22 protein-coding genes and 1 riboswitch are annotated in these 22,633 nt (G+C 40.9%); of the genes, 16 read left to right on the top strand and 6 right to left on the bottom strand.

Annotation, left to right across the window (positions count from 1 at the left end; genetic code table 11):
* Window positions 1–81: 81 nt before the first annotated feature.
* Window positions 82–612 carry a folate family ECF transporter S component gene (locus IGI67_RS07450; protein WP_207110267.1) on the bottom strand — a complete coding sequence of 177 codons (531 nt, stop codon included), beginning with the start codon at window positions 610–612 and terminating at the stop codon, window positions 82–84.
* A gap of 35 nt (window positions 613–647) precedes the next feature.
* Window positions 648–744: riboswitch (THF riboswitch) on the bottom strand.
* Between the two features lie 180 nt (window positions 745–924).
* Between IGI67_RS07450 and IGI67_RS07445 the strand changes: the two genes are divergently transcribed.
* Window positions 925–1,650 carry a hypothetical protein gene (locus IGI67_RS07445; RefSeq protein WP_429957282.1) on the top strand — a complete coding sequence of 242 codons (726 nt, stop codon included), beginning with the start codon at window positions 925–927 and terminating at the stop codon, window positions 1,648–1,650.
* A 12-nt stretch (window positions 1,651–1,662) separates the two neighbouring features.
* Complete coding sequence (locus IGI67_RS07440) at window positions 1,663–2,382, top strand: hypothetical protein (protein WP_429957281.1); 720 nt, start codon at window positions 1,663–1,665, stop codon at window positions 2,380–2,382.
* A gap of 49 nt (window positions 2,383–2,431) precedes the next feature.
* Here IGI67_RS07440 and IGI67_RS07435 read toward each other — a convergent pair whose 3' ends face one another.
* Window positions 2,432–3,334 (bottom strand): LysR family transcriptional regulator, encoded by a 903-nt coding sequence (locus IGI67_RS07435; RefSeq protein WP_429957280.1) that lies wholly within the window; start codon window positions 3,332–3,334, stop codon window positions 2,432–2,434.
* Between the two features lie 263 nt (window positions 3,335–3,597).
* Between IGI67_RS07435 and IGI67_RS07430 the strand changes: the two genes are divergently transcribed.
* The 7 genes from IGI67_RS07430 to IGI67_RS07400 all read left to right on the top strand — a co-directional run bounded on the left by IGI67_RS07430 (window position 3,598) and on the right by IGI67_RS07400 (window position 11,914).
* Complete coding sequence (locus IGI67_RS07430; RefSeq protein ID WP_429957279.1) at window positions 3,598–4,452, top strand: sugar phosphate isomerase/epimerase family protein; 855 nt, start codon at window positions 3,598–3,600, stop codon at window positions 4,450–4,452.
* Window positions 4,453–4,471: 19 nt separating this feature from the next.
* Window positions 4,472–5,323: a shikimate dehydrogenase gene (locus IGI67_RS07425; RefSeq protein WP_429957278.1), complete on the top strand. Its 852-nt coding sequence runs from the start codon at window positions 4,472–4,474 to the stop codon at window positions 5,321–5,323.
* A gap of 38 nt (window positions 5,324–5,361) precedes the next feature.
* Complete coding sequence (locus IGI67_RS07420) at window positions 5,362–6,666, top strand: MFS transporter (RefSeq protein ID WP_207110273.1); 1,305 nt, start codon at window positions 5,362–5,364, stop codon at window positions 6,664–6,666.
* Between the two features lie 145 nt (window positions 6,667–6,811).
* Entirely contained in the window at window positions 6,812–8,140 is a 1,329-nt protein-coding gene (locus tag IGI67_RS07415; RefSeq protein ID WP_429957277.1) for a citrate transporter, read from the top strand.
* 26 nt (window positions 8,141–8,166) lie between these two features.
* Window positions 8,167–10,287 carry a hydantoinase/oxoprolinase family protein gene (locus IGI67_RS07410; protein ID WP_429957276.1) on the top strand — a complete coding sequence of 707 codons (2,121 nt, stop codon included), beginning with the start codon at window positions 8,167–8,169 and terminating at the stop codon, window positions 10,285–10,287.
* Between the two features lie 81 nt (window positions 10,288–10,368).
* The gene (locus IGI67_RS07405; protein WP_429957275.1) at window positions 10,369–10,986 is read left to right on the top strand and encodes a hypothetical protein; all 618 of its coding nucleotides are present in this window, start codon (window positions 10,369–10,371) and stop codon (window positions 10,984–10,986) included.
* Between the two features lie 91 nt (window positions 10,987–11,077).
* Window positions 11,078–11,914: an SDR family NAD(P)-dependent oxidoreductase gene (locus IGI67_RS07400; RefSeq protein ID WP_429957274.1), complete on the top strand. Its 837-nt coding sequence runs from the start codon at window positions 11,078–11,080 to the stop codon at window positions 11,912–11,914.
* A gap of 326 nt (window positions 11,915–12,240) precedes the next feature.
* Here the strand turns inward: IGI67_RS07400 and IGI67_RS07395 are convergent, their stop codons facing one another.
* Window positions 12,241–14,148 carry a M13 family metallopeptidase gene (locus tag IGI67_RS07395; RefSeq protein WP_429957273.1) on the bottom strand — a complete coding sequence of 636 codons (1,908 nt, stop codon included), beginning with the start codon at window positions 14,146–14,148 and terminating at the stop codon, window positions 12,241–12,243.
* A 184-nt stretch (window positions 14,149–14,332) separates the two neighbouring features.
* Between IGI67_RS07395 and IGI67_RS07390 the strand changes: the two genes are divergently transcribed.
* From IGI67_RS07390 to lepB, 7 genes are all read left to right on the top strand, one after another.
* Complete coding sequence (locus IGI67_RS07390) at window positions 14,333–14,884, top strand: hypothetical protein (RefSeq protein WP_429957272.1); 552 nt, start codon at window positions 14,333–14,335, stop codon at window positions 14,882–14,884.
* Window positions 14,885–15,001: 117 nt separating this feature from the next.
* The gene (locus IGI67_RS07385; protein WP_429957271.1) at window positions 15,002–15,973 is read left to right on the top strand and encodes a ribose-phosphate diphosphokinase; all 972 of its coding nucleotides are present in this window, start codon (window positions 15,002–15,004) and stop codon (window positions 15,971–15,973) included.
* Between the two features lie 162 nt (window positions 15,974–16,135).
* Window positions 16,136–17,281 (top strand): cysteine desulfurase family protein, encoded by a 1,146-nt coding sequence (locus IGI67_RS07380; protein ID WP_429957270.1) that lies wholly within the window; start codon window positions 16,136–16,138, stop codon window positions 17,279–17,281.
* A gap of 63 nt (window positions 17,282–17,344) precedes the next feature.
* Complete coding sequence (locus IGI67_RS07375) at window positions 17,345–17,692, top strand: DUF1831 domain-containing protein (RefSeq protein WP_207110283.1); 348 nt, start codon at window positions 17,345–17,347, stop codon at window positions 17,690–17,692.
* 257 nt (window positions 17,693–17,949) lie between these two features.
* A complete protein-coding gene (locus IGI67_RS07370; protein ID WP_207110314.1) occupies window positions 17,950–18,594 on the top strand; it encodes a hypothetical protein in 645 nt (214 codons plus the stop codon).
* A 103-nt stretch (window positions 18,595–18,697) separates the two neighbouring features.
* Entirely contained in the window at window positions 18,698–19,303 is a 606-nt protein-coding gene (locus tag IGI67_RS07365; protein WP_429957269.1) for a metallophosphoesterase family protein, read from the top strand.
* Between the two features lie 128 nt (window positions 19,304–19,431).
* Window positions 19,432–19,974 (top strand): signal peptidase I, encoded by a 543-nt coding sequence (gene lepB, locus IGI67_RS07360; protein ID WP_429957268.1) that lies wholly within the window; start codon window positions 19,432–19,434, stop codon window positions 19,972–19,974.
* Window positions 19,975–20,096: 122 nt separating this feature from the next.
* Here lepB and tnpA read toward each other — a convergent pair whose 3' ends face one another.
* The 3 genes from tnpA to IGI67_RS07345 form a co-directional block, all read right to left on the bottom strand.
* On the bottom strand, window positions 20,097–20,567 hold the full coding sequence (gene tnpA, locus IGI67_RS07355) for an IS200/IS605 family transposase (protein ID WP_429956540.1): 471 nt from the start codon (window positions 20,565–20,567) through the stop codon (window positions 20,097–20,099).
* 204 nt (window positions 20,568–20,771) lie between these two features.
* Window positions 20,772–22,151 (bottom strand): PH domain-containing protein, encoded by a 1,380-nt coding sequence (locus tag IGI67_RS07350; protein WP_429957267.1) that lies wholly within the window; start codon window positions 22,149–22,151, stop codon window positions 20,772–20,774.
* The gene (locus tag IGI67_RS07345; RefSeq protein ID WP_429957266.1) at window positions 22,151–22,525 is read right to left on the bottom strand and encodes a GntR family transcriptional regulator; all 375 of its coding nucleotides are present in this window, start codon (window positions 22,523–22,525) and stop codon (window positions 22,151–22,153) included. Before IGI67_RS07345 ends, IGI67_RS07350 begins: the two co-directional genes overlap by 1 nt.
* Window positions 22,526–22,633: the final 108 nt, after the last annotated feature.

The raw sequence follows: 22,633 nt of genomic DNA, 5'->3' as shown, positions 1-22,633 counted from the left end.
ATGGGATAAGACAGCCTCTAAAGGGATATATACTGTGAAAGAAATAACTACTTTCAAAGAAATATAATAAAATCTCAAAAATTAATGTGCGCGATTGAAGCGAGCGATCCATTGCTTATAGGGTAATACGCCCCCTAAGAAATAGGTAATGAACGCTTGGATCGGGATCCAAATCACAGTTTTGATCAAACGTGGTGCCCAGATTACCCAGCTGTTTAATGGCACATGATACATCATTGCCAGCCATAGCGGGGTCAGAATTAAGTTGATCAGGATCGTCGTTACCAGCACCGATTGGATCGAGTTTTTCCAAGTGATTTCTTTCTTATAAAAGAAGTAGCCGTAAATCGCTCCTTCAAGAAAGGCGTTAATGGTAAAACCAATGAAAAACGGCGCTTTCGCAAAAAGTGACATACCAATAAAATCAGCGATGACCGAGCCTATTCCCGTCCAGAAAGGACCAAACAGCATGCCCATAATGATTTCTGGGATAAAGGTAAAGCTGACTTTGAGAAATTGTGTCTCGATTCCTAAAATCCGAGACAGAGTGACCATCATGGCGATCAATAGCGCCATCGTTGTGATGCTTCTAGCATCGAGGTGTTTCTTCATTTCTAGCATCTCCTTATAGAGCTGCTACATCTTCATGCAGCGAATGCGAAAATAAAACCGCAGACTAAGTCTTTCGTCCAGAGGACAACATCCCATCCCTCCAGCACTTGACGCTTTATTTCCTACTCTGATTTATTTTTTTGGGGAGTCCCCGAAGAAATACTAGCACAGAATGAAATAGGAAACAATCTTTTCATTTTCATTCCTGCAAGTATTGAGAAACTTTTTTATATTCGAAAAAATTGGGTAATTTTCTGCGTATTTTAGAGGTACTATAGAACGAGAGAGATTATAAAGAAGAGAGGTCCGAATATGACTGTAAAACCGTTAAATGAAAGACAGTTGTTTCGAATGAAACGAAAAAACCTGGAGAAAAGGATTAATCAATACTATCTAGAAACGCAGGATATAGAGACAGTATTAGACTATAGTCTGGCAGTTCTAGTGTTCAATGGGATTACGATGGACAATTATTCATTTGTCTGTAAGGAGTTGATCAAGGAAATTTTTCTGACTAGTGAGCCTAGTGATAAATTACGGGATTATTGTTTGTATTTCTACGATTTCTTTGAATATGAGGAATGGGAAACGGTAAGAAAGCGATTGTTCAAAAGTCGAGCTGCATTTTCTGAGCATACTCGCGGGATTCGACCAGAAACAAAATTTGTACGAGCGGAGTCTGCTCCTACGATTATGAAGAAAGAATGGCTTCACGAACACTATTTGGATGATAAGGTCGAGAAGGATCGTTACGATTATTATTATGAAGCAATTTTCAAAGATGAGCAGGGAAAGAAACACAAGCAAAAATTTCAAAATGCAGATATAAGTATGCCGAGTAATAGACTATCTACATTATTGACGATTTTGACAAGGCTGACAATTTTCGAAAAAAATGGTATTCGGAGATTTTATGAAGTAGTCCATTCTGAATGTCAAACAGTAATAAGCCATACTTTTTACGGGGATAAAGACGAAGATGCTGCATTTCTTCAACGTAGGCGCGAAGAAGAAGCCGCACAAAGGGATAGTTTATAAGAAGAGGGGACAATGAACGTGCAACCATTACAAGAAAGACAATTGCTTCAAATGAATCGAGATTCTTTAGAAAAGAAAATTCTTCAATATTATCATGAGACCCAGAAGGAAGATGTTGTGATCGAATATGGCATGGCTCTTTTGATGAGGAATGCGATGGTGATGGATGATTACTCCTTCATGTGTAAGGGCCTTATTCGTGAACTGTTTTTAAAAGGGGAACCAAACGATACTAAGCGTGATTTTTGCTTATATTTTTACGATTATTTTGATTACGAGGAATGGGAAGTCGTACGAGGGCGCTTGTTCAAAACGCGCTCAGAGTTCGCTGAATGGACGCGGAAAATTCGACCAGAAACAAAGTATTTCCGAGCAGCATCGGCACCGACCTACGATAAATTTGATGAAATACTGCTCTGTGCAACGAGTCGAGATCCGGAAGAGTATCGAGCAGCGGCCTTTGCTGATAAGGAGAATGTTCGCTTTTCTTATAAAGCATTTTTCGCTGATGTCCAAGGCAAGAAGCACATGGTTACCTTTAAGAATGCTGATCTCAGCAAGTCAGGAGAGGAGCTGTATATAGTATTAGAAATTTTGACGAAGCTGACGATCTTTGAGAAAAATGGTGTTCGCCGTTTCGTGAAAATTCTGGAAGATGACTGTCACGAGGAGATGGCTCGCACACTTGTCAGTTCAAAGCGTAAAAAAGAAAAAAATCAGTCGGCAAAATAAATCAATCCATAAAGCAATGAAAACCGCAGGAGCAAAGCTCTTGCGGTTTTTAATAAACGATTTCTTTTGGATCGGAATGAGCAAGGACAAATTCCTTAAAATTGATCACTGCTGGTGTAAGATACGCTTCTTTGTTAGTAACTAGATAGAAAGAACGGTCCCGCATCACATTTTTCAAGTGAATCGTTTTTAGCGGCAGGTGCTTCAAGATATACATATTAGGTACTACGGCGATACCGAAGCCCTGGCTAACAAGTCCAGCGATGACTTGATCCACCGTGACTTCATAAACAATATTGTAACTGCAATTGTTGTTCTGGAATGCTTCATCGATCACATTGCGCAGACCGCTGCTTTTACTAAAGCCGATTTGTTCGTATGGCTGAGTCTGTTCTAAATAAATATGATCAAACTGGGCTAGCGGATGATCCAAGGGCGCAATCACGACTAGCTCTTGGCTGGCAATCGGCAGAAATTCCACACTAGGTTCATCCGGCAGATAGGAAGCGATACCAATATCGTAGTGCATAGATTTGATCCCATCGACTATTTCTTTGGTTACTCCAGAAGAGGTATGGAAATCAAAAATAATTTCTTTCTCTGGGTTAGCATCACGAAATCCTCGGACTAATTTTGGTACAAAGGTCGTTCCTAATACAGGTAAAAAGGCAAAGCTGATAAACCCGCTGCCTTTGCTGATCTTGGTCACAGTTTCAATCCCGTCATCTAATGTTCCTAAAGTCCGGGAAACGTAATCTTGAAAAATTATACCGGGTTTAGTCAATACGACATTTCGGCCTTTTTTTTCGAACAAGGTGATGCCCAGCTCATCTTCAAGCGAGGCGATAGCATTGCTCAAACTGGGCTGCGTAACGTTTAGAATTTTACTAGATCGGGTGTAATGTTGTTCTTTGGCTAAGACATCAAAATATTTCAAATGTTGTAAATTCATGCGCACGCTCCTATTTATATGGCCTTTTAAATAATTATAGCAAAACCTATATGTTTTACCTATAGATTATTCGAGAAAAACCAATTAGAATTTTGAAAAGCCTCACGTTAAAATGAATGCAGGATTTGATTGTGAAAGCCGATACATTATGAAAGCCGCGGTTTTCGCAATTAAAAAAGCTTTTGTACATTAAGGGACTGCAGCCCAGCATGTGAAAAAAATAACTTTAAGGATTTTAGCCATAAACTTTAGGAGGAGAAAGAATGAGACAAGTACCATTAACAATCAGCTCTTATACATTAGGAATGGAAATTGATTTTGAAGAACGTGTGAAAATTGCTAAGGCAGCAGGATTTGATGGCATCGGCTTACGTGCTGAAACATATATGCTAGCAATCAAGCAAGGTTACTCAGATGAACGGATGTTGGAAATTTTAGCAGAAAACGACATGAAGGTAACAGAAGTTGAATATATTACCTTATGGGCAGATCCAAATAAAACGCAGGAAACACCAGAAACCTTGTTACAGCAATTCAAAGAACAAACGGTTTACCATATGGCACGTTTATTCGGAGTAGGACATATTAACTGCGGATTGATGGAAAAATATCCGGCAGAAGTTCATATTCAGGCCTTCAAAGAATTATGTGCACGAGCAAAAGAATTAGTGATCGGTTTAGAATTTATGCCTTACAGCGGCGTTCCAGATTTAGCGAGTGCGTGGAATATCGTAAAAGGAGCTGACTGTGAAAATGGTATGTTGATTTTAGATACGTGGCATTGGGCACGTGCAGAAACGTTAGCAGAAGATTTGAAGGATGTACCGGCAGAAAAGATTGTTTCAGTTCAAATCTGTGACGTATTAGAGCGTCGTTATCCAGATACGATTTTACGTGATGAATCCATGCATGATCGTCTTTGCCCGGGAACTGGCTGGGGAGATACAGTCGGCTTCTTGAAAGCCATCAAAGAACACGGAATCAAACCGCGCGTGATTGGAACCGAAGTTATCTCTGATCCAATTTTAAGTTTGGGCTACGAAAAGGCAGCACAAATGAACTATGACACAAGTATCGATGTAATTAAGCAAGCTTGGCCAGAATTATTAGAAGACTAAAAAAAGGGTGGATGAAATTATGTTAGAAGGCGTATCAGGTAAAACACAATTATATGGATTGATCGGAAGTCCTGTGGGGCATTCAGGGTCTCCTGCGATGTACAATTATGGGTTTGAACAATTAGGAATCGATGCCGTTTATCTAGCGTTCGATGTTCAGATCGATGAAGTGGAAAAAGCGATCCAATCTGTTCGAACATTCAATATGCCTGGAGGCAATGTAACGATGCCTTGTAAGGGTGAGGCAGCGAAATACATGGATGAATTATCACCGGCAGCTCAAATGGTTGGCGCGATCAATACTTTCCAGAATAAGGATGGAAAATTAACTGGGCATATCACAGATGGTATCGGCTTTATTGATAATCTGAAGGCGCATGGAGTCGATCCTAAAGGGAAGAAATTTATCGTTTTAGGAACAGGCGGTGCGGCAACAGCGATCCAAGTACAGTTAGCGATCGAAGAAGCAGCAGCTATCGATATTTTTAATATCAAAGACGATTTCTTTGTTAAAGGTGAAGAGACCGTTGCACGAATTAAAAAATTCTATCCTGATTTAGCCGTGGCGATCCACGATTTAACGGATGCTGACTTATTGAAACAAAAAGTTTCTGAGGCGGATGTTTTAGTCAATGGAACAACGCTTGGAATGGGTGAAGGCTCTACCAGAACACCGATCAGCGATCCGACTATTTTCCATAAAGATTTAGTTGTGGCAGATGCGGTTTACAATCCTCCAGTTACTCAGTTGATCAAGGATGCTAGAGAGCAAGGTTGTGAAACAGTTACTGGTGAAGGTATGTTGCTTGGACAAGGGAAAGCAGCCTTTGAAATTTTTACAGGGCAGCCTCTTCCGACAAAGGAAAAATAAAACGGCATTTTAAATAATCGATTAGGAGTAATCATCGTATGAGAAAAAAATATTTACCGTCTCTGATTTTTGTGTATTTAGCGTATTTCACTCATGGCATGCAAACGCTTAGCTTGAGTCAAAATGCTACGTACTTTTTTGAAAAATGGGGCTTTACTGATGCTACTGCAGGAGCAGCCGCTGTTTCAATGGCGATCACTTTTACCGGTTTCGGGAAATTGATCTCTGTATGGATCGGCGGGGAGATTTCCGATAAGGTTGGACGAAAAGTTTTAGCAGTCGGCGGCTCCATTATCTACTTTTTATTCTTTGTTGTTCTGCTATTATCAACGAATGTCTACATTGCTTATGTAGCAGCATTCATAGTAGGGATCGCTAATTCAGGAATGTGGGATGCAGCACTGTATCCAGCAGCGCAAGAGGCTGCACCTAAATATGCGGCGTCCTCTCTTTTAGGGATCAAGCTGTTTGTTTCGATTGCTGGCGTGATTTTCCCTATCATGGTCGTTAATTTTGCTGAAGCAGGTCAAAATACTATGAGTATCATCCTTCCAGGGGTGTTAGCTCTAGTCTGTGTGATCATGTCACTACTTTGTCCATTTGCTTATGATGATGATATGAAGGCTAGTAAAAAAGCTAAAAATGGTTCTGGTGCAGAAGGAGCACTTGAATCAAGTGAAGATTTAGTTCAGAAGGAAATTGATGAGGCGAAAGCGAAAATGCTGGTTCAGCCTAACAAATTAGTAAACTTCACGACTATGTTCTACGGCTTCGTCTGCATGTTCATTATGTATGGCGGCCAACAATATACGAAGGCTTACGGTCTTAGTAATGTTGGGATGACTGAGTTGCAGGCAGCGAGTCTAACATCTGTTTATACCATCGGTTCAATTTTAGCTGTTCTTTTCTGGGCATTTATGATGGGTAAGCTAAGATGGAATCCAGTGAAGGTGTTGTTTATTGATGCTATCTTCACAACCATTCCTCTGGTAGCTGTTCTATTAATCAAGGATGTCACAGTGATCTACATCAGTATCGCTTGTTTGGGCTTTTTCGCAGCGGGTGGTGCGTTGCAGGCTGGCTTGAGTGTCCGCCAAATGTTTTCACCTGGAAGAAAAGGCAGAAACACCGGGATTTATTATACTTGGATGAGTGTTGCTAGTGTTGCTTTGCCTTACTTTGTTGCTTATATGACAAAATCTGTTGGTGAAGGTCAAGCAGTATATATTATGATGGGCTTACTGCTAATGTTTGGAGCAATCTCGATTGTCATGATGACTTACTTAGTTATCCAACATAAGAAAATCTTTGGCTACAGTGCTTTTGCTAAATTACAGGACTAAACAGAACTAAATAACTTTTGTGGAGGTAGAACTGTATTCGGAAGAAACAGTCTCCTCCTTGTTTTCATATCTTGGATTTGTAGGGTTAAAATTTTTTTGAATTTTGTATCTGACACTGGATGCGAAGGAATTAAAGGGGGTACCCATGGATATTATAATTGGGCTATTGTTAATCTGTTCCTTCATAGGAATGGTCGTATTTTGTATCAAGGGACACAATCTAATGGTGGGCTTTTTCATTATGGCTACCATTTGGACAGTTTTACCGATTATTGGTCATCTGATTTCACCGAACGATGCATTTGTCGGGATGACGATCAATGATATGCTGAAAACGGTTTATCAAACGGCGCCTGAAAAATATGGGGCTTCATTGATGAATATTTTCTTAGGAGCCTTTTTTGGCCGTATATTATTAGATACTGGAATCGCTTCGACGATTATTCGCAAGAGTGTGGAATTAGGCGGCGATAATCCCGCGGTTATTTTAGCAATTGTGAACTTGATTACAGGATTCATTTTCACTTCTATGACGGGTGCAGGTTCTGTTATCGCGATTGCGGTAATCATTCTGCCGATTCTATTTTCTATTGGTATTCCGAAAGTGATTGCTTTCTTCTCCTTTACTGGATCGGTAGCAGCTGGATTGTTTTTGAATCCCATCAATTTTGCACAGTATTCTGCCTTCTTTTTAAATTCGAATGGAGGAGCAGAATATTCGTATAGTGATTATTTTCCATTTGGGATCTTGGCGTTTCTAGTAATGATCATTGTGGTATCTATTGCAGCGATGATTTATTTACGTGTTGAGAGTCTGACCTATGCTTGGGCTGCGACAAAGGATAATAGAATCGTAGAGGCACCAGGGATATCATTAATTACACCATTTTTGCCGGTAGTAGGTGTGATTGTTTTGGATTTACCAGTAATTCTATGCTTCATTTTGTCAAGCATGTATGCGTTAGCGGTTTGCGGGGAGCTGAAGGGCAGCTTTAGAGAAGTCTGTCGAACAATCTCTCGCATTTTTACAGAGGGAGTCAAAGACACCTCTTCTTTGGTAGCTTTCTGGATCACCTTGGCAATGTTCAATGATGCTGCATTTTTTGCTGCTCCTTATTTTGAAGAGATCATTGGCGGAATCATTCCAACAGCGCCATTAGCCTTGTGTATTCTATTTGGGATCTTGGCTCCACTGACTTGGTTCAAAGGACCGCTCTCACTGATTGGATCGGGGGCTGCACTGTTAGCAGTAGTCAGCCAAACAACGAATTATCCGACGACATTTTTATACCCATTATTTGCTTCTGTATTGATTGGCATGGCTCATTTTGATATTACGATATCTTGGAATGCATGGGGATTGAGCTTTAACCGGATTAATGCAATTGACTATATGAAAGTTACGTTTATACCAGGGATAGTAGTAGCTTTGATTTTAGAAATTGCGAACTTTTTACTTAATAACCCAGTATAAATGAAGGAAAGAAGGGGAATCTCTTAATGAAACGAAGAGTTCGAATAGGGATTGACGTTGGCGGTACCCATACAAAAGCTGTAGCCATTGACAATGATACACAAGAGATTATTGGAAAATCTTCTGTAAAAACCACCCACGACAGTGAAAAGGGAGTAGCAGAAGGCGTCGTCAATTCCTTTTTAAAATGTTTACACGATTATCACATAGAATCCGATGAAGTTGTTTTTGTTGCTCATAGTACAACGCAGGCAACCAATGCGCTATTGGAAGGCGATGTCGCTAAAATCGGCATTATTAGTACGGCTAAATCGGGCATTGAAGGCTGGTTGGCACGGATTCAATCAAATTTAAAAGATATCGATTTGGGAACGGGACGAAGTATTCATATCATTTCTCGTTTTATTTCAGAAAAAGAGTTAACGGAAGAAGCGATTTCCAAAACTATCGATGAGCTCTTAGCAGAAAAGATGGAAGTGCTGGTTGCTTCAGCCGCATTTGGGGTTGATGATTTAGGTTTGGAAGAAAAAATTGCAGAGGTTGCTCGGCAAAAGAATGTGCCAGTAACGCTAGCCTCTGAGATGACCAAACTTTATGGCTTGTCCCGGCGGACCCGCACAGCCACGATCAATGCGTCGATCCTGCCTAAAATGTTAGAGACGGCTAATTCTACAGAGGAAAGTGTCCGCTCTTCTGGAGTAGATGTTCCATTGATGATCATGCGGGGCGACGGCGGTCTGATGGATGTCGTAGAAATGAAGAAACGGCCTGTATTAACGATGCTGTCAGGACCTGCTGCTAGTGTTATGGGTGCTTTGATGTATTTACGAACGTCTAATGGGATCTATTTTGAAGTTGGCGGAACCTCGACGAATCTAGGTGTCATCAAGAATGGTCGTCCCGTGATCGACTATTCAGAAATCTCTGGACATAAAACGTATGTTAGTTCGCTGGATGTCCGAGTTCTCGGTGTGGCCGGCGGTAGCATGATTCGTGTAAATAAAAGCGGTGTGAAGGATGTTGGACCTCGTAGTGCTCACATTGCTGGACTTGAATATGCGGTTTATACCCCTGAAGAGGAAATCGTTGATCCGCAATTGGAGCTGTTTTCACCGAAAGAGGGCGATCCTGCAGATTATGTAGCGATCAAGCTAGCCAGCGGTAAGCGGGTTACGATCACTAATTCTTGTGCAGCCAATGTTTTAGGGTATGTAAAAAAGGAGGATTTCTCCTGTGGTAGAGTAGCTTCTGCGAAAAAAGCGATGGCACCCTTGGCGGAATATTTGAATATGACGGTTGAAGAAGTAGCCCAACAGATTTTAGCCAAGGCAGTTGAGAAAATCATCCCGGTGATTCGGTCACTAGCGAAAAAATATCAGCTGGAAAAAAATCAAATGACTTTGGTTGGTGTTGGTGGAGGAGTTGCTTCACTGATCAAATTTGCGGCGGAGCAGATGGAGCTGAATTATAAGATTCCAGACAACGCGGAAGTTATTTCTTCTATTGGTGTCGCCTTAGCCGCGGTTCAAGATGTAGTGGAACGAATCGTACCGAATCCGACGAAGCAGGATATACAGTCGATTAAACAGGAAGTTACTGATATGGCGATCGAAAGTGGTGCAACAGAAGACAGTGTCGAGGTCCATATCGAGATCGATCCTCAGACACAAAAAATCACAGCACGGGCTTCCGGCTCAACGGCTGCTCAGGCAACAGAGCTTCAAACGGCCGCAAGTGAGACAGAAGCTCGAGAGATAGCGATCCAAGATCTTCGTTTACCTGCGGAGCAAATCGATCTGTTAGATTCAACAGAGCATTTTTATATTTATGGAGCAAGTACGAAAAAAGGCAATGCGATCCGAGTCGTCGATAAAAAAGGCTTTATTCGTGTCCAGCGTGAGCATGCTCAGGTAGTTAAGACGACGATCCAAAGTTATTTTGAAGTAGTCAATCAGTTGTGGGAAAGTATGGCAAATTATCAAAGTGATTTGATTATTCGCCCAGACTATTATTTCTGTGTCGGTCCGCGACTGCTGGACTTTTCCAGTACGGACTTCTCTCAATTGACGATGCTGATGGAGATTGAGATGAGTGAGATCATCGGTACGGATGAAATCATCATTATAGCGGCAAATCGCTATATTTAATGATTGAAAGCTAGATAGCAATTAGAAATGTTTGACTGAGGAAACTAAGAAAAAATATTCGAATGAAAGGGAGTGCTGGCGATGGATTTCAGTGAATTATTAAAGCTGAGCGAAGAAAAATATGCAGCGTATTTATTATCGCAGGATCTTTTATATAAGAAAATACCTGAGAACCAGCACTCAAAATTGCTGAATCAGTCGATTGCATGCGGAAAAGCTGCTGCAAGGGACTTAACAGTGGCAGATTTGCGGGAGTATTGTCAGCAGCAAGCGATTGAGATCGATTATTTTTCTGAGAATTTAAAAGCAGAAAATTTTCGTTTTGTTTTGGCGGAGTTTCAATTGCCGAATCGTATTCGAATCAATCAAAGCCTGCTGGAAGCGGCGGAACCTTTTTTAGCTGAGCTGGATTTTCTTAAAGATCAACGAGTGGATGAAATTTTACTAGCCCACGAGTTGTATCATTATATAGAAAATCAGCAGCAATTGTTTACGACTCAAAAGCAGTTGAGCTATCGGGCAGGACCCTTTAAGAAATCTGCACGTGTGCATTCTCTCAGTGAAATCGCGGCGATGAGCTTTGCAAAAGAGCTGCTGGGATTGAACTTTTCACCAATTCTTTTGAATATCGTTCTGCTTTTCCCCGTCGCACCTGACTATAGCCAAGAGCTGGCAAAACGATTATTGCTGATTGATTGAACAGGACTATAGATTGATTGAAAAAAAGAATTAGTATCCACTGTTGGGATTCAGTATATTTAAAGAAAGAAAACCTTTAAGGAGCGAAATAATGGAAAATTCATGGTTAGATTTAGCAGATGACGTGGTTGTAATCACGGGAGCATTAGGTGGAATGGGACGTAAGATCGCGAATGATTTTGCTGAACAAAAAGCAAATTTGGCTTTGGTCGATTTAAATGAAGAAGCGGCTGAAAGCTATGCGAAAGAATTAGCGAATAAATATGGCGTCAAAGCGAAAGGCTATGCCTGCAATTCTACTGTTGAAGAACAAGTAGATACTTTGGTGAAGACAGTGAAGGCTGACTTTGACAGAATCGATGTATTGGTTCAAACAGCAGCGATTCTAACATTCAGCCCATTGGAAGATTTAGCTTTAGACGAATGGAAGAGAACGATCGATGTGAACTTGAATGGCTATTTCCTAGTCTCACAACGGATTGGTCGAGTAATGATCGAGCAGCAATCAGGACGCATGGTTCATATTTCCACCATCGCTTCGATCGCTCCAGAAACGTATTCTGGTGCATATAGTCCAAGTAAAGCTGGCGTGAATATGCTATCTAAGATGATTGCCGGCGAGTGGGGACAATATGGTGTACGCAGTAACTGTGTATTGCCATGCTTTGTTAAAACCCCATTATCAACAAAATTCTATGAGGACGCGGAAGTTGAGGAAGGCAGAAGAAGAATGACTGCGAACCGCCGCATCGGAGAAGTTCAGGATATTGCTAATGCAGTATTGTATTTAGCCAGCAAACGTTCAGATTACACGAACGGCCACGAATTACGTGTAGAAGGCGGCTTTGGAAATATGATCGGCGACCTTGTGCCAAAACCAGGCGGACGACGTCAATACGCGATCGACTCAAAGAAACCAAAAGCATAATAGAGAAGTCTATAAACAGAGCCCTGACTTTCGCACAGTCAGGGCGTTTCGTGTGAGCATCATGCTACATAGCTTTATATCATTTTGCAAAATCAGTTACTTATATCGTCTTTTGGGACTATCAATTCTTCTAAGTTTCCATCATCACTAGAAAAGATATGCATGCTCATTTTGGACGACAAGAACCCGCACTCAAAACAAGAGTGCGGGTTTATTCCGTGGCGACACTTCTCCTATGAACAAATCATAGATAGAAGGGAAGCAACAGAATTTATCCGTTTTTTTATTAACTATCCTTGGCTTGGCTCTGATTTTTTAAGCTAGTTCTACCAAATACTTACCCGTTTTTCTGGTGTTAGGTACATTGGGTCCGTTGATTGGATGTCAAAGGTTTGGTAGAACTCCGTTAGGTTTTGAACCTGGACATTTGCGCGCAACTTGTTGGGTGCGTGCACATCAATCGATAAGAGTAATTGAGTGTATTCTTGTCGCGCTTTCATCCGCCAAATCGTTGCCCAGTTGATAAAGAAGCCTTCAAGATCAACATCCTTATCTTTCTTCGCCGCTTCTAAAGCACAGCTCAGGCCGCCAGCATCGGCGATATTTTCTGAGACGGTTAATTTACCGTTTACTCTTCCGCCGGCGATTTCTAACCCATCGAATTCAGCAATCATTTGATCCGCTAATTCTTGGAAATGCTTCTGATCGTCCTCTGTCCACCAATTGTTTAGGTTCCCATATTCATCAAAAAGCGATCCATTGTTGTCAAAGGCGTGAGAAATTTCATGTGCGATCACAGCACCAATCCCGCCAAAGTTTTCGCTGCTGGATTGCTCCAAGCTATAAAATGGTGCCTGCAGAATTGCTGCGGGGAAAACAATGATATTACGGAACGGATGGTAATACGCGTTTACAGTATCTGCGCTCATTTCCCACTCGTCACGTTCAACAGGCTGGTTCCATTTTGCGTAATCGTCTTTCCGTTTTAATTTGCTGAAATGCAGGGCATTGCCTAATAGTGTGCCGCCTTTTTCTGCTGGTGTTACCTTGAACTGTGTGTAGATTGGCGGAATTTTTTCAGGGTAGCCGACATGGATGCCTAATGTATTTAGTTTGATGATGGCTTTTTCTCGAGTAGCTTCACTAAGCCATGTGTTGCTGCTTAGGCGATCTTGATAGATACCGATCATCCGTTTTACCATTTGTTCGACATCTTTCTTTGCCTGTTCGCCAAAATATTTTTTTCCGTAATAGTCGCCCACGATTTGGTCAAAGCGGCCTGAAGCTAAATAAAAGGCCGCTTTTTCTTGCGGACGTGATTCCGGCGCACCGGAAAGCGCACGGCTGTATGTGCCGCCGACTTGACGAAATTCTTCACTTAAATAGGCAGTCAACGCGTTGATTGTCATCACCAGCATCCAGCTCTTCATTTGCTGGAAGGTACCAGGATTTACCAAGTCATCCAGCTTATTGAAGAAGACTGGTTCGGTCACGATGATTTTTTCAGGAACCTCACCGACTAAACCGATCAACAGTGTTTTCAGATCTAGGTGTTGACTATGAGCGATAAATTCTTCGCCGCTTTCAGGATTGTACATTTTACTATAATCCGCATTTTCTTCCGCGCTTTTTACATGAGGGGCCAATAACTTATCATATTGAAGGGCTTCATCTGTCATTTTTTCTGCTGTATCTGCATCATAGCCTGCAAGTGCGAAAAGCTTCATCGTCATTTCTTTGAATATCGCTAAAAGCTGTGGTGCTTGTGGATGCTCTGCTTCATAATAGGTTTTGTCCGGCAAAATCAAACTAGGTGCACCAGCAAATAAGGCGTTGATTTTAGTATTCTTCATGTCCGCATCGACATCAACACCGAAGGGGAGAGGCAGACCATCCAGTACCCAGCTAGTTAGTTGCTGGCTAAGTTCTTCGAGAGAGCTGAGTTTTTCCACTTGCTTCAATAAAGGAAGCATTGGTTTCGCGCCATCTTGGTCCCGTTTTTGATAATCATTGGCTAATTGGAAGTAGGCGATATATTCCTTCATCAAGTGGTTCGGAATAAGTGAAGAATCGTCGCTCATTTTTTTCGTATCAGCCATCAAGAGGTCATCGATGTCATCAACCAAGTCTTGAAAGCCGCCTGTCGCTGGTTTATCTGCTGAGATCACTGCTTCTTTGATCCATTCGCCATTGACTGCTTCATATAAATCTTCTTTGATTTTTGTTTTGTCCATAAAACTTACGCTCCTTTGTATTTATTGTTCCATCTATACTATAATAAAACAATTGAGGCGCTACTCCTAGGAAAGGCTACTTTTTTCTTTTTGCTGCTTCGTGTACATAACGTTCTGTAAATCTTACTGAAGCTGGATATACAGCTAGGATATAACTTAAAAGTAAATGATAGGTGGTGAGAAAATGAACTATCCGATTGATCAATGGATCGAACTAAAAAGCTTTGAAACATATCGCGAGTGGAAGACGCCGCGCGGATTCTTATGCGGGACTTATGCCAGCAGTGTGCTGTTGGCATATTGGCAAGACCAGTTGGACGAAGGATGTATTCCAAAGGGGTTGAGAGAAAAGGGCAGCGACCAAAACGAAGAATTGATTCATGCACTGCAGCCCTTGTTACAGCCGATCGATTTTCCAACCGTTCCATTGCAAATTTCTTTGGGCTTGAATCATTTTTTTAGACGCTATCGGATTCCTTATCGAGCAAGAGGGACGGCAGCAGGCTCGTGGCAGCGAGTAACGAAGCGTATCATGGCCGGTGAGCCTGTCATGATTGGGCTTTTGCAGTTACTTGGCAGCAGCTACAAAAATCATTGGGTCGTTGTACATGGGTTTATGGAGACCTCAGATGGGCAAAAATTTTATAAAATTCATGATAATTGGGGAAAGAGTGCCGCAGTAATTCCTGCAACGTGGGGAAATGGAACGATTTCATTGGTTTCCCAAAGAAAATAATCTATTTCCTAAAAAGCTGAAGGAGTTTGTTCTGACTTTCAAAATGAAAAGTAAAATCTGCATCAAATAACTAAAAATATGTTAAACTGATGGTACAAAAATACTTGGAGGGACACCATGTCAGAAGAAAGTAACGAAAAATTTAAAATTTTTAGCCTAAATGGGAACAGACCATTGGCTGAAAAAATCGCCGATGTCTGTGGCGTGCCATTAGGGAAAAGCACTGTCAAACAGTTCAGTGATGGAGAAATCTCTATCAATCTGGAAGAGACGGTCCGAGGGTTTGATGTTTATCTGATCCAATCGACTAATGAACCCGTGAATGATTATTATTTGGAATTGTTGATCATGATCGATGCATTGAAACGAGCAAGTGCGAAAACAATCAATGTTGTATTGCCTTATTATGGTTATGCACGACAAGATCGAACAGCTAAACCGCATGAGCCGATCACAGCAAAATTGATTGCGAATTTACTTTCAGATGCAGGTGCAACAAGAGTTCTGACACTCGATTTACACACTGTGCAGGTCCAAGGCTTCTTTGATATTCCTGTTGACAATTTGTTTACGATGCCGCTGTTTGCCCATTATTATCGCCGCCGTGGAATGGTAGGGGATGATTATGTAGTTGTTTCTCCGAAAAATAGCGGGGTTCAGCGTGCTCGCAGCTTAGCGGAATATTTAGATACAGCGATCGCAATCGTTGATGTCGCAGAAGAAGGCAATCCGGAATCTGGCTATGTCATTGGTGATGTAGAAGGCCGCTGCTGTATCATGGTAGACGACATTTTAAACACCGGAGAGGTTTTCTCCAATGCCTCAAAAACATTGAAGAAAGCTGGCGCGAAGGAAGTCGTTGCTTGTGCTTCTCATGGCTTGCTATCACCTCCAGCGAAAGAAAACTTAGACGCTGCCGATATCAAGGATATTTGTATTACTGATTCTGTCTTGACCGGTCCAGAGCGTCACCCTGAAAAACTATCGATTATCAGTTGTGCAGAATTGATGGGTGAAGGAGTCAAACGGATTCATGAAAATGAATCGGTTAGTCCATTATTTACGATGGAACCAAAGGATTACGAATAAAAGAGCTCAGGAGAATGGATAGCAGCTTCAAAATTTTCAATGGAACATTGAAGAAGCTGCTTCCTGTTCTGACGTTTATCTATATTTGAGGGCTAAGACAAATGATTGTCCTATGTCCTTTTTTTGTAGAAATACTTCATATAAAGAAAGGTTCGAAGGTTTGTGGAAACTATTTATTTAGATCATGCAGCAACGAGTCCCATGCATCCAGAGGTGATCGCGGCGATGACAGAAGTCATGGCGGAAACGTTTGGTAATCCATCAAGTGTCCATTCTTTTGGTCGACAGGCTGCCAGCAAATTGGAAGAGGCACGAGAAGTTATTGGGAAGAGTCTTGGTGTAAAAAATCACGAGATCATCTTCAATAGTGGCGGGACCGAAGGCGATAACACAGCGATTTTAGAGACTGCCTTTGGACGCCAAAAAGAAGGCCGGCATTTGATCACGACCCAGATTGAACATCCAGCGGTAATCAATACGATGAAGTATTTAGAAACACAGGGTTTTGAAGTGACTTATTTGCCGGTGGATCGCAAAGGAGCTATTTCATTAGATGATTTTGAAGCTAGTCTGCGACCAGATACGACCTTAGTTTCGATTATGTATGGGAACAATGAGATCGGTAATTTGATGCCGATCAGGGAAATCGGCGAGCGATTAAAAGATCACCCTGCTTATTTCCATACGGATGCGGTTCAGGCTTATGGAAATCAATGGATTCGTCCTCATGAATTGGGGATTGATTTTTTAAGTATCTCAGCCCATAAAATCAATGGACCAAAGGGTGTTGGTTTTCTATATAAAAGTGACGCAGCAAAGCTGGCACCGTTACTTCGCGGCGGTGAGCAGGAAGAAAAGCGTCGTGCAGGGACTGAGAACTTAGCCGGTATTTGCGGACTAGCGAAGGCCGTTGAACTATTGACTGAAGAGGAACGAGAAAAACGTCGTGCACTCTACGATCAGTTTACTCAGACGATTTTAACGACATTAGATCAAGCGGGCATTGATTATCAGGTGAATGGCGATTTGAGTAACAAGCTGCCTCATGTGTTGAATCTTCGTTTTGCTGGAATTATCAATGATTTATTATTGATGAAGCTGGATTTACGAGGGATCGCAGTTTCTACAGGTTCGGCTTGTACGGCCGGTACGGTTGATCCATCCCATGTGTTAGAAGCGATGTATGGAAAGAATGCGCAGGAAGTAAAAGAATCGTTGCGTGTAAGCTTTGGTTATGGAAATACCATGGAACAGATAGAATACTTTGCGAATCAGCTAGTGGCTAGTTTGCAAGAACTAGCAAAGTAGATTGAAATGACAGTTACTTATCTTTATAATTAAGAATGAAAGAAAAAATGATGAGGTGAGTAAATGGCATTTGCAAAAACAGCGACGATCAAAGGGTCAAAATACCAATATGAATTAGCACCGACTGCTAAAAAGTATACATTGCGAGATAATGGTTTTACTGAGACTAGTTCGGGTAATTTTCAATTGATCCGTCCACTACAAGCAACACCCCAAAGTAAAGAAGGCTTCAAGTTAAAAATCACGGTATCAAAAGATCTCAGTACGTTGAAAATGTCGGTAACGACTGCTAACGGATTAAAAGCTGTTGATATCTTTAAAGATTCGAAACAAGAAATGGTTCAGGAAAAATTCTACTTCCTGCTGGATGGAATGATTGACCGTGGATTGTTTGTAAAAAAAGAAGTTTAAGTTTAAGACGGATTTTATCTATACAGATAAGATCCGTTTTTTTTTTGCGCAGAAATTAAAACGATGGTTATTTAATCATTAGATATAATGACTATTTTTTTAGTTGGCGGCTCATTAGCAGGCGATACAATTATAATCCGCTTTCTTTTTTCTATATTCACCTTTTTTTCTAAATCTTTTTAACGCTTAAAAGCTTAATTTTGGAAAGATTATGGTACACTAATACTAAGAAATTTGTTGGAAACGAAGGTGAGAAGTTGGTTCACAAGGTACATACAATCGAGCATCACAAAATTATTTCTGATTTCCGTCTCTTGTCAGGGCTGACCGTCTCAATTGAAGACTGTGCCAATCTGACGAAAGAGTTCCAAAAATATGGTGTAGAGGATTATTATATCAGCGACTATGAAGGAAACAGCTACTTGACTCGTTATGTTGATTACTTCATTGACGGGATTCCTTGTTGGAAGTATAAAAAGAAATACTTAGTTCCGCTGATTTTTCGTGATATGCCCGACACGCAAAAAATGTTCCGCGACAGCTATCGTTGGGAGGCTTTTTTTATTCTCCTAGATTGGTATCTGGAGTATAATCCTGAAAAAGTGATTGTTGCATGTAGGAAGAAAAAAGGAAAGATGGAAGTGATCGATACAGCCTTTTTGGTCTTCCGTCTATGGGAAATTTGTGATGGTGCCGCTTTTCCGATCGCGAATCTCAACAACCTTTCTGAATTTGAAAAATGGAACCAAATCTTCCATTTGATTGATACGGGGAAATCTTTTAAACGGACAAAAGAATTCGATGCGACAAAGGTTGAAGACCTGACTCAATTAGAAGCAGTTATTACGATTATCAAATTAAAATATCAAGCACTTTTACAAAAGCAAGGCTACCAAGTATGAGTTGGTGGTCTTCTTTTTCTGATTGACGGCGGTTCAAGCGCATTTTTTTGGCAGAGATGGTAAAATAAAAGAAAGAATCAGAATTCGTTTGTAGGTGAACAGAATGAAATATTTTATATCAGACACACATTATTTTCACGAAAATCTTTTAGGCGACAATGATTTTGCGCCGCGCTTGTTTGATTCTGTCGAAAAGATGAATCAACAAATGATCCACGCGTGGAATGCAGTCGTGAATGAAAAGGATACTGTCTATCATTTAGGCGATGTGGCAATGCATCCGCAATACGAAAAAGGCTTTCCCGATATTTTGGAGCAACTAGTGCAATTAAAAGGGAAGATCGTTTTTATCAAAGGCAATCATGATTCTCGAACATTTTTCAGGTATTTAGAGACTCATGACCCAAAGCTTGCCAATGGTGAGGATAAGTTCGAATTCCATGATGTGGGTGCAATCGTCAAGTTCAATCATCATCAATATTATCTGACTCACTATCCAATGCTCTTAGGAAAAACATTGAATATCCGCAACCTGCATGGACATATCCATAATTATAGTATGCCGATCGCAGAAGACATCAATGTTGGTGTGGATGCTCCGGAACGTGGTTTTCTTAAAACACCGCTCCCATTCGGCACACCGATTTCTGAGAACTTAATCGATGAAATCGCCAATTATAAAGAAGCGGAGATAAAGAAATTAAAGTAGAAGGAGGCAGGACTGTCTTTTTCTATTTTTTTGTTTTAATAAGAATTACCAGTTAAACTATCCGCAACAGAAGCTCTATGGTAAATTGAAAGTAACGACTAACGAAGATATTTTTAAGGGGGTAAATAATGAAAGCAAAAGAAATTGCGAAATCGATTCTTTTTTATGTGGTCATGGTTGGTGCGGTTATCGCGTTACGGCATTATGTTTTTTCACCGGTTGAGGCGATTGGGGATTCGATGAAGCCGACGATCAATGATGGAGAGCGGATGTTTGGATTGAAGCTTGCTGAGATTGAACGCTTTGACATCGTCACTTTTCCAGCGCCAGATGACCCAGGAAGGGATTATGTCAAACGTGTGATTGGTTTACCGGGAGATACAGTGGCATATAAGAATGATCAGCTGTATATTAATGGAAAGAAGTATGAGGAGTCTTATCTGGATGAGTTCAAAGGCAAATTAACCGATGGTCAACCATTAACGAATGATTTTGATTTGCAAAGCTTGTTTGGTTACGAAAAGGTTCCTGCCGGACAGCTGTTTGTCTTGGGGGATAATCGCCGCATTTCAAAGGATGGCCGCATCATTGGCATGATTGATGAAGAAGCCATTTTGACTAATGTAAAATTTGTTTTTTGGCCGCCAAATCGTATTGGGACAGTGGACTAACAAAGTAACCCATCCACCCGTGAAAACGGGTGGCTTTTTAACACCTCTAGAAGAGGTCCCCACTCACATACTCCATAAATGGAGCTTTCTAAAAGACCGCCAACCGCTCGGCGCTCGCTACTTTATTTCTTTTTCTTACTCTTGAATGGATCGACGTATTCTCGTTTACTTATACTATCTCGAATACGATCATCTGATTCCTGCTCTCTTATATATTTTGCGATTGTCTTTTGATTCAACCCCACTGTACTTACGTAATATCCTTTGGACCAGAAACTTTTATTCCCATATTTATAGACTAAGTTTCCATGCTGCTCATGGATCAGAGTCGCACTTCTGCCTTTTAAAAATCCCATGAACTGAGAAATGCTTATTTTCGGTGGAACTCTTACTAACATGTGGATATGATCTGGCATTGCATGAGCTTCGATGATTTCTACTTCTTTCATCTCACAAAGTTTACGCAAAATTCTTCCGATATCTTTTCTTAACTCACCATAAATTACTTTCCTTCTGTATTTTGGTGTGAACACGATGTGGTACTTACAATTCCAACGTGTATGTGATAAACTTTTGTCGTCATTTGATGGCATAGAAAAACTCCTTTCGATAAAATGAGTGGTTGGTAGCCACTTAGTAGTATATCGAAAGGAGTTTTTAACGCTAAAGCTCTTTCGTCCACGCGTAGAAACGCGCGGTTTTTTTGTTTCACTCGCTAACACGAGCGAAACTGACTGAAGTCATTAATAAGAACAGCAAGACTTTTCCTACAGTCAGGGAAAAGGTCTTGCTGTTTTTTAATTTCCAGATTGGTGGATTTTTTGATAAAGCGTCTTTGTCTTTACCGGCTTTTTATTTGTATAAAAGTAATTGCGATTCTTTGTAACGATTTTTAAAATGGGTTTAGAATCGTGATCCACAAATAAAATAGCAGGTTTCCCATCTAATCGGTAGTGGCCGGTTGCGTAGTTTTCTGTTGCAAAGCCGTTTGTGCGAATACCACGAAATGGCAGATGATTAACCAATTCCACTTCTTCGATTTGAGCAAATGGAATTTTTTGTTCTTTGATAAAAGGACCGTCGAGTACGACTGCTTCATCTTTTACTTCATAGCTAAGCGGATCTGGATGGTAATCCAGAATATATAATGGAACAACCGCAATGACCATCGCAACGACGAGAATCACAGCGACAAGAGCGACAAGGATTTTTCCGCCTATTTTCCCCAAGTTGACTGAAAGATTCATGCCGATCCGGTCAGGAACCATCAAACGTCTATCGTCAGGATTGTAGTACAAGCCGTATCGCCAATAATAATCATCGCCGGAATAACGAAAAGTAGTGGTGCTCGTCAATAATCGATCCTGTTTTTGTCGAAGGCTGATCAGCCACCAAAGCGATGCACCACACAAAAGAAGAATCATTATCAATTCTAGGATCATCATGAAGTTAAAGAACTTGGCGTTCATAGTCATGGTCAATAATGGAATGTAGACGATCAAGCTGATCAGGCCGCTCATAAAAACAGAGAGACTGGACCAATAGAACTTAGTCAAATCATTGTATTGCTGGTTGATCTGTTGATCATTGGTTAAGGCGCGAACAGGTAGACGACCGATAGCTCGCCAAGTGAAAAATAATGACCCCCAAACTAGCACATTGATCCCCAGAAGCATCAGCCCCATATCGCGCATACCTTGCTGATAAACTAGTGCACTCAATAAAAGAATCAGAACCAACGATACCGAGAACCACCATGGTGAAACCAGCTTGCGATTTTTTTCAAGCACCAGCTTCGTATCAATCTGGATTGGTTGGGTCGTCAGCTGCCAATCATTATCAATGATCAATTGATGTCCTTTGCGGATGTAACGAATCGTGGTCAAATAATTTGCGCCGATCGTTGCATACATAAGAAGGAAGAAAAGCAGCATAAAGCTAGAGTCCTTCATAGGGATCAATAAGCCTAAGTCAAGAAACGACAAAATAAAGGCCAATTGAAATTGACGCTTACGATATTTTTTTGCAAAATGAATAACTTTAGGGTCATCGATTTTATCCGCAGGAAACGTATTTTCGATAATCACGTAATTGTGCGGTTTGGCAGCAAGACTGCTGACAAAAGCCATAATAAAGTTACATGCTATCAAGATAATTAGAATCATTAATGACATCATTATAGTTTGTCCTTTCTAAAGGAAGATAAAATTGCTTGAATTTTTTCTTGGAGTTTCGTTTCATCTGGTTCAGCCAAGTAAAGCTCTGCTAATAGGAGCGTCAAATTCTTATCGTTAGTCTCTCTTGAGTCGACAGGTAAGGGAGCGACGATCGTTCCTTTGCGCCGATCCGTCAACAAATAGCCCTCTTCACGTAATTGCTGATAGCCTTTCGACACGGTCATCGTATTTACCCCAATTTCATCCGCAATCTGTCGCACTGTAGGCAATTGCTCATTGGGATTTAATTCTCCTTTTGCGATTCCGATGATAATCTGTTTTCGCAACTGTAGATAGATCGGTTCGTCTGAATGAGGATCAATTTCTAGAATCATTTAATTAACCTCCTTTGTATTATTTATATTAATACAAACAATACAAAAGAACAAGAGAAATTTTTGCTCGAAAATTATTTATCGAAAAATTAGGATTTATGTTGTATA

It is taken from the genome of Enterococcus sp. AZ196, from assembly GCF_050498845.1.
GTDB lineage: Bacteria > Bacillota > Bacilli > Lactobacillales > Enterococcaceae > Enterococcus_A > Enterococcus_A murrayae.
Note: the sequence above shows the minus strand (reverse complement) of the source record. Positions and strands in the feature narration are given on the sequence as shown.

Bases quoted from the DNA above. Each gene is read 5' to 3' on its own strand.
- IGI67_RS07430 (WP_429957279.1), top strand. From the start codon at position 3,598: ATGAGACAAGTACCATTAACAATCAGCTCTTATACATTAGGAATGGAA.
- IGI67_RS07415 (WP_429957277.1), top strand. From the start codon at position 6,812: ATGGATATTATAATTGGGCTATTGTTAATCTGTTCCTTCATAGGAATG.
- IGI67_RS07425 (WP_429957278.1), top strand. From the start codon at position 4,472: ATGTTAGAAGGCGTATCAGGTAAAACACAATTATATGGATTGATCGGA.
- IGI67_RS07445 (WP_429957282.1), top strand. From the start codon at position 925: ATGACTGTAAAACCGTTAAATGAAAGACAGTTGTTTCGAATGAAACGA.
- IGI67_RS07450 (WP_207110267.1), bottom strand. From the start codon at position 612: ATGAAGAAACACCTCGATGCTAGAAGCATCACAACGATGGCGCTATTG.
- IGI67_RS07440 (WP_429957281.1), top strand. From the start codon at position 1,663: ATGAACGTGCAACCATTACAAGAAAGACAATTGCTTCAAATGAATCGA.
- IGI67_RS07410 (WP_429957276.1), top strand. From the start codon at position 8,167: ATGAAACGAAGAGTTCGAATAGGGATTGACGTTGGCGGTACCCATACA.
- IGI67_RS07385 (WP_429957271.1), top strand. From the start codon at position 15,002: ATGTCAGAAGAAAGTAACGAAAAATTTAAAATTTTTAGCCTAAATGGG.
- IGI67_RS07435 (WP_429957280.1), bottom strand. From the start codon at position 3,334: ATGAATTTACAACATTTGAAATATTTTGATGTCTTAGCCAAAGAACAA.
- IGI67_RS07345 (WP_429957266.1), bottom strand. From the start codon at position 22,525: ATGATTCTAGAAATTGATCCTCATTCAGACGAACCGATCTATCTACAG.
- IGI67_RS07375 (WP_207110283.1), top strand. From the start codon at position 17,345: ATGGCATTTGCAAAAACAGCGACGATCAAAGGGTCAAAATACCAATAT.
- IGI67_RS07390 (WP_429957272.1), top strand. From the start codon at position 14,333: ATGAACTATCCGATTGATCAATGGATCGAACTAAAAAGCTTTGAAACA.
- lepB (WP_429957268.1), top strand. From the start codon at position 19,432: ATGAAAGCAAAAGAAATTGCGAAATCGATTCTTTTTTATGTGGTCATG.
- IGI67_RS07400 (WP_429957274.1), top strand. From the start codon at position 11,078: ATGGAAAATTCATGGTTAGATTTAGCAGATGACGTGGTTGTAATCACG.
- IGI67_RS07350 (WP_429957267.1), bottom strand. From the start codon at position 22,151: ATGATGTCATTAATGATTCTAATTATCTTGATAGCATGTAACTTTATT.
- tnpA (WP_429956540.1), bottom strand. From the start codon at position 20,567: ATGCCATCAAATGACGACAAAAGTTTATCACATACACGTTGGAATTGT.
- IGI67_RS07365 (WP_429957269.1), top strand. From the start codon at position 18,698: ATGAAATATTTTATATCAGACACACATTATTTTCACGAAAATCTTTTA.
- IGI67_RS07405 (WP_429957275.1), top strand. From the start codon at position 10,369: ATGGATTTCAGTGAATTATTAAAGCTGAGCGAAGAAAAATATGCAGCG.
- IGI67_RS07395 (WP_429957273.1), bottom strand. From the start codon at position 14,148: ATGGACAAAACAAAAATCAAAGAAGATTTATATGAAGCAGTCAATGGC.
- IGI67_RS07420 (WP_207110273.1), top strand. From the start codon at position 5,362: ATGAGAAAAAAATATTTACCGTCTCTGATTTTTGTGTATTTAGCGTAT.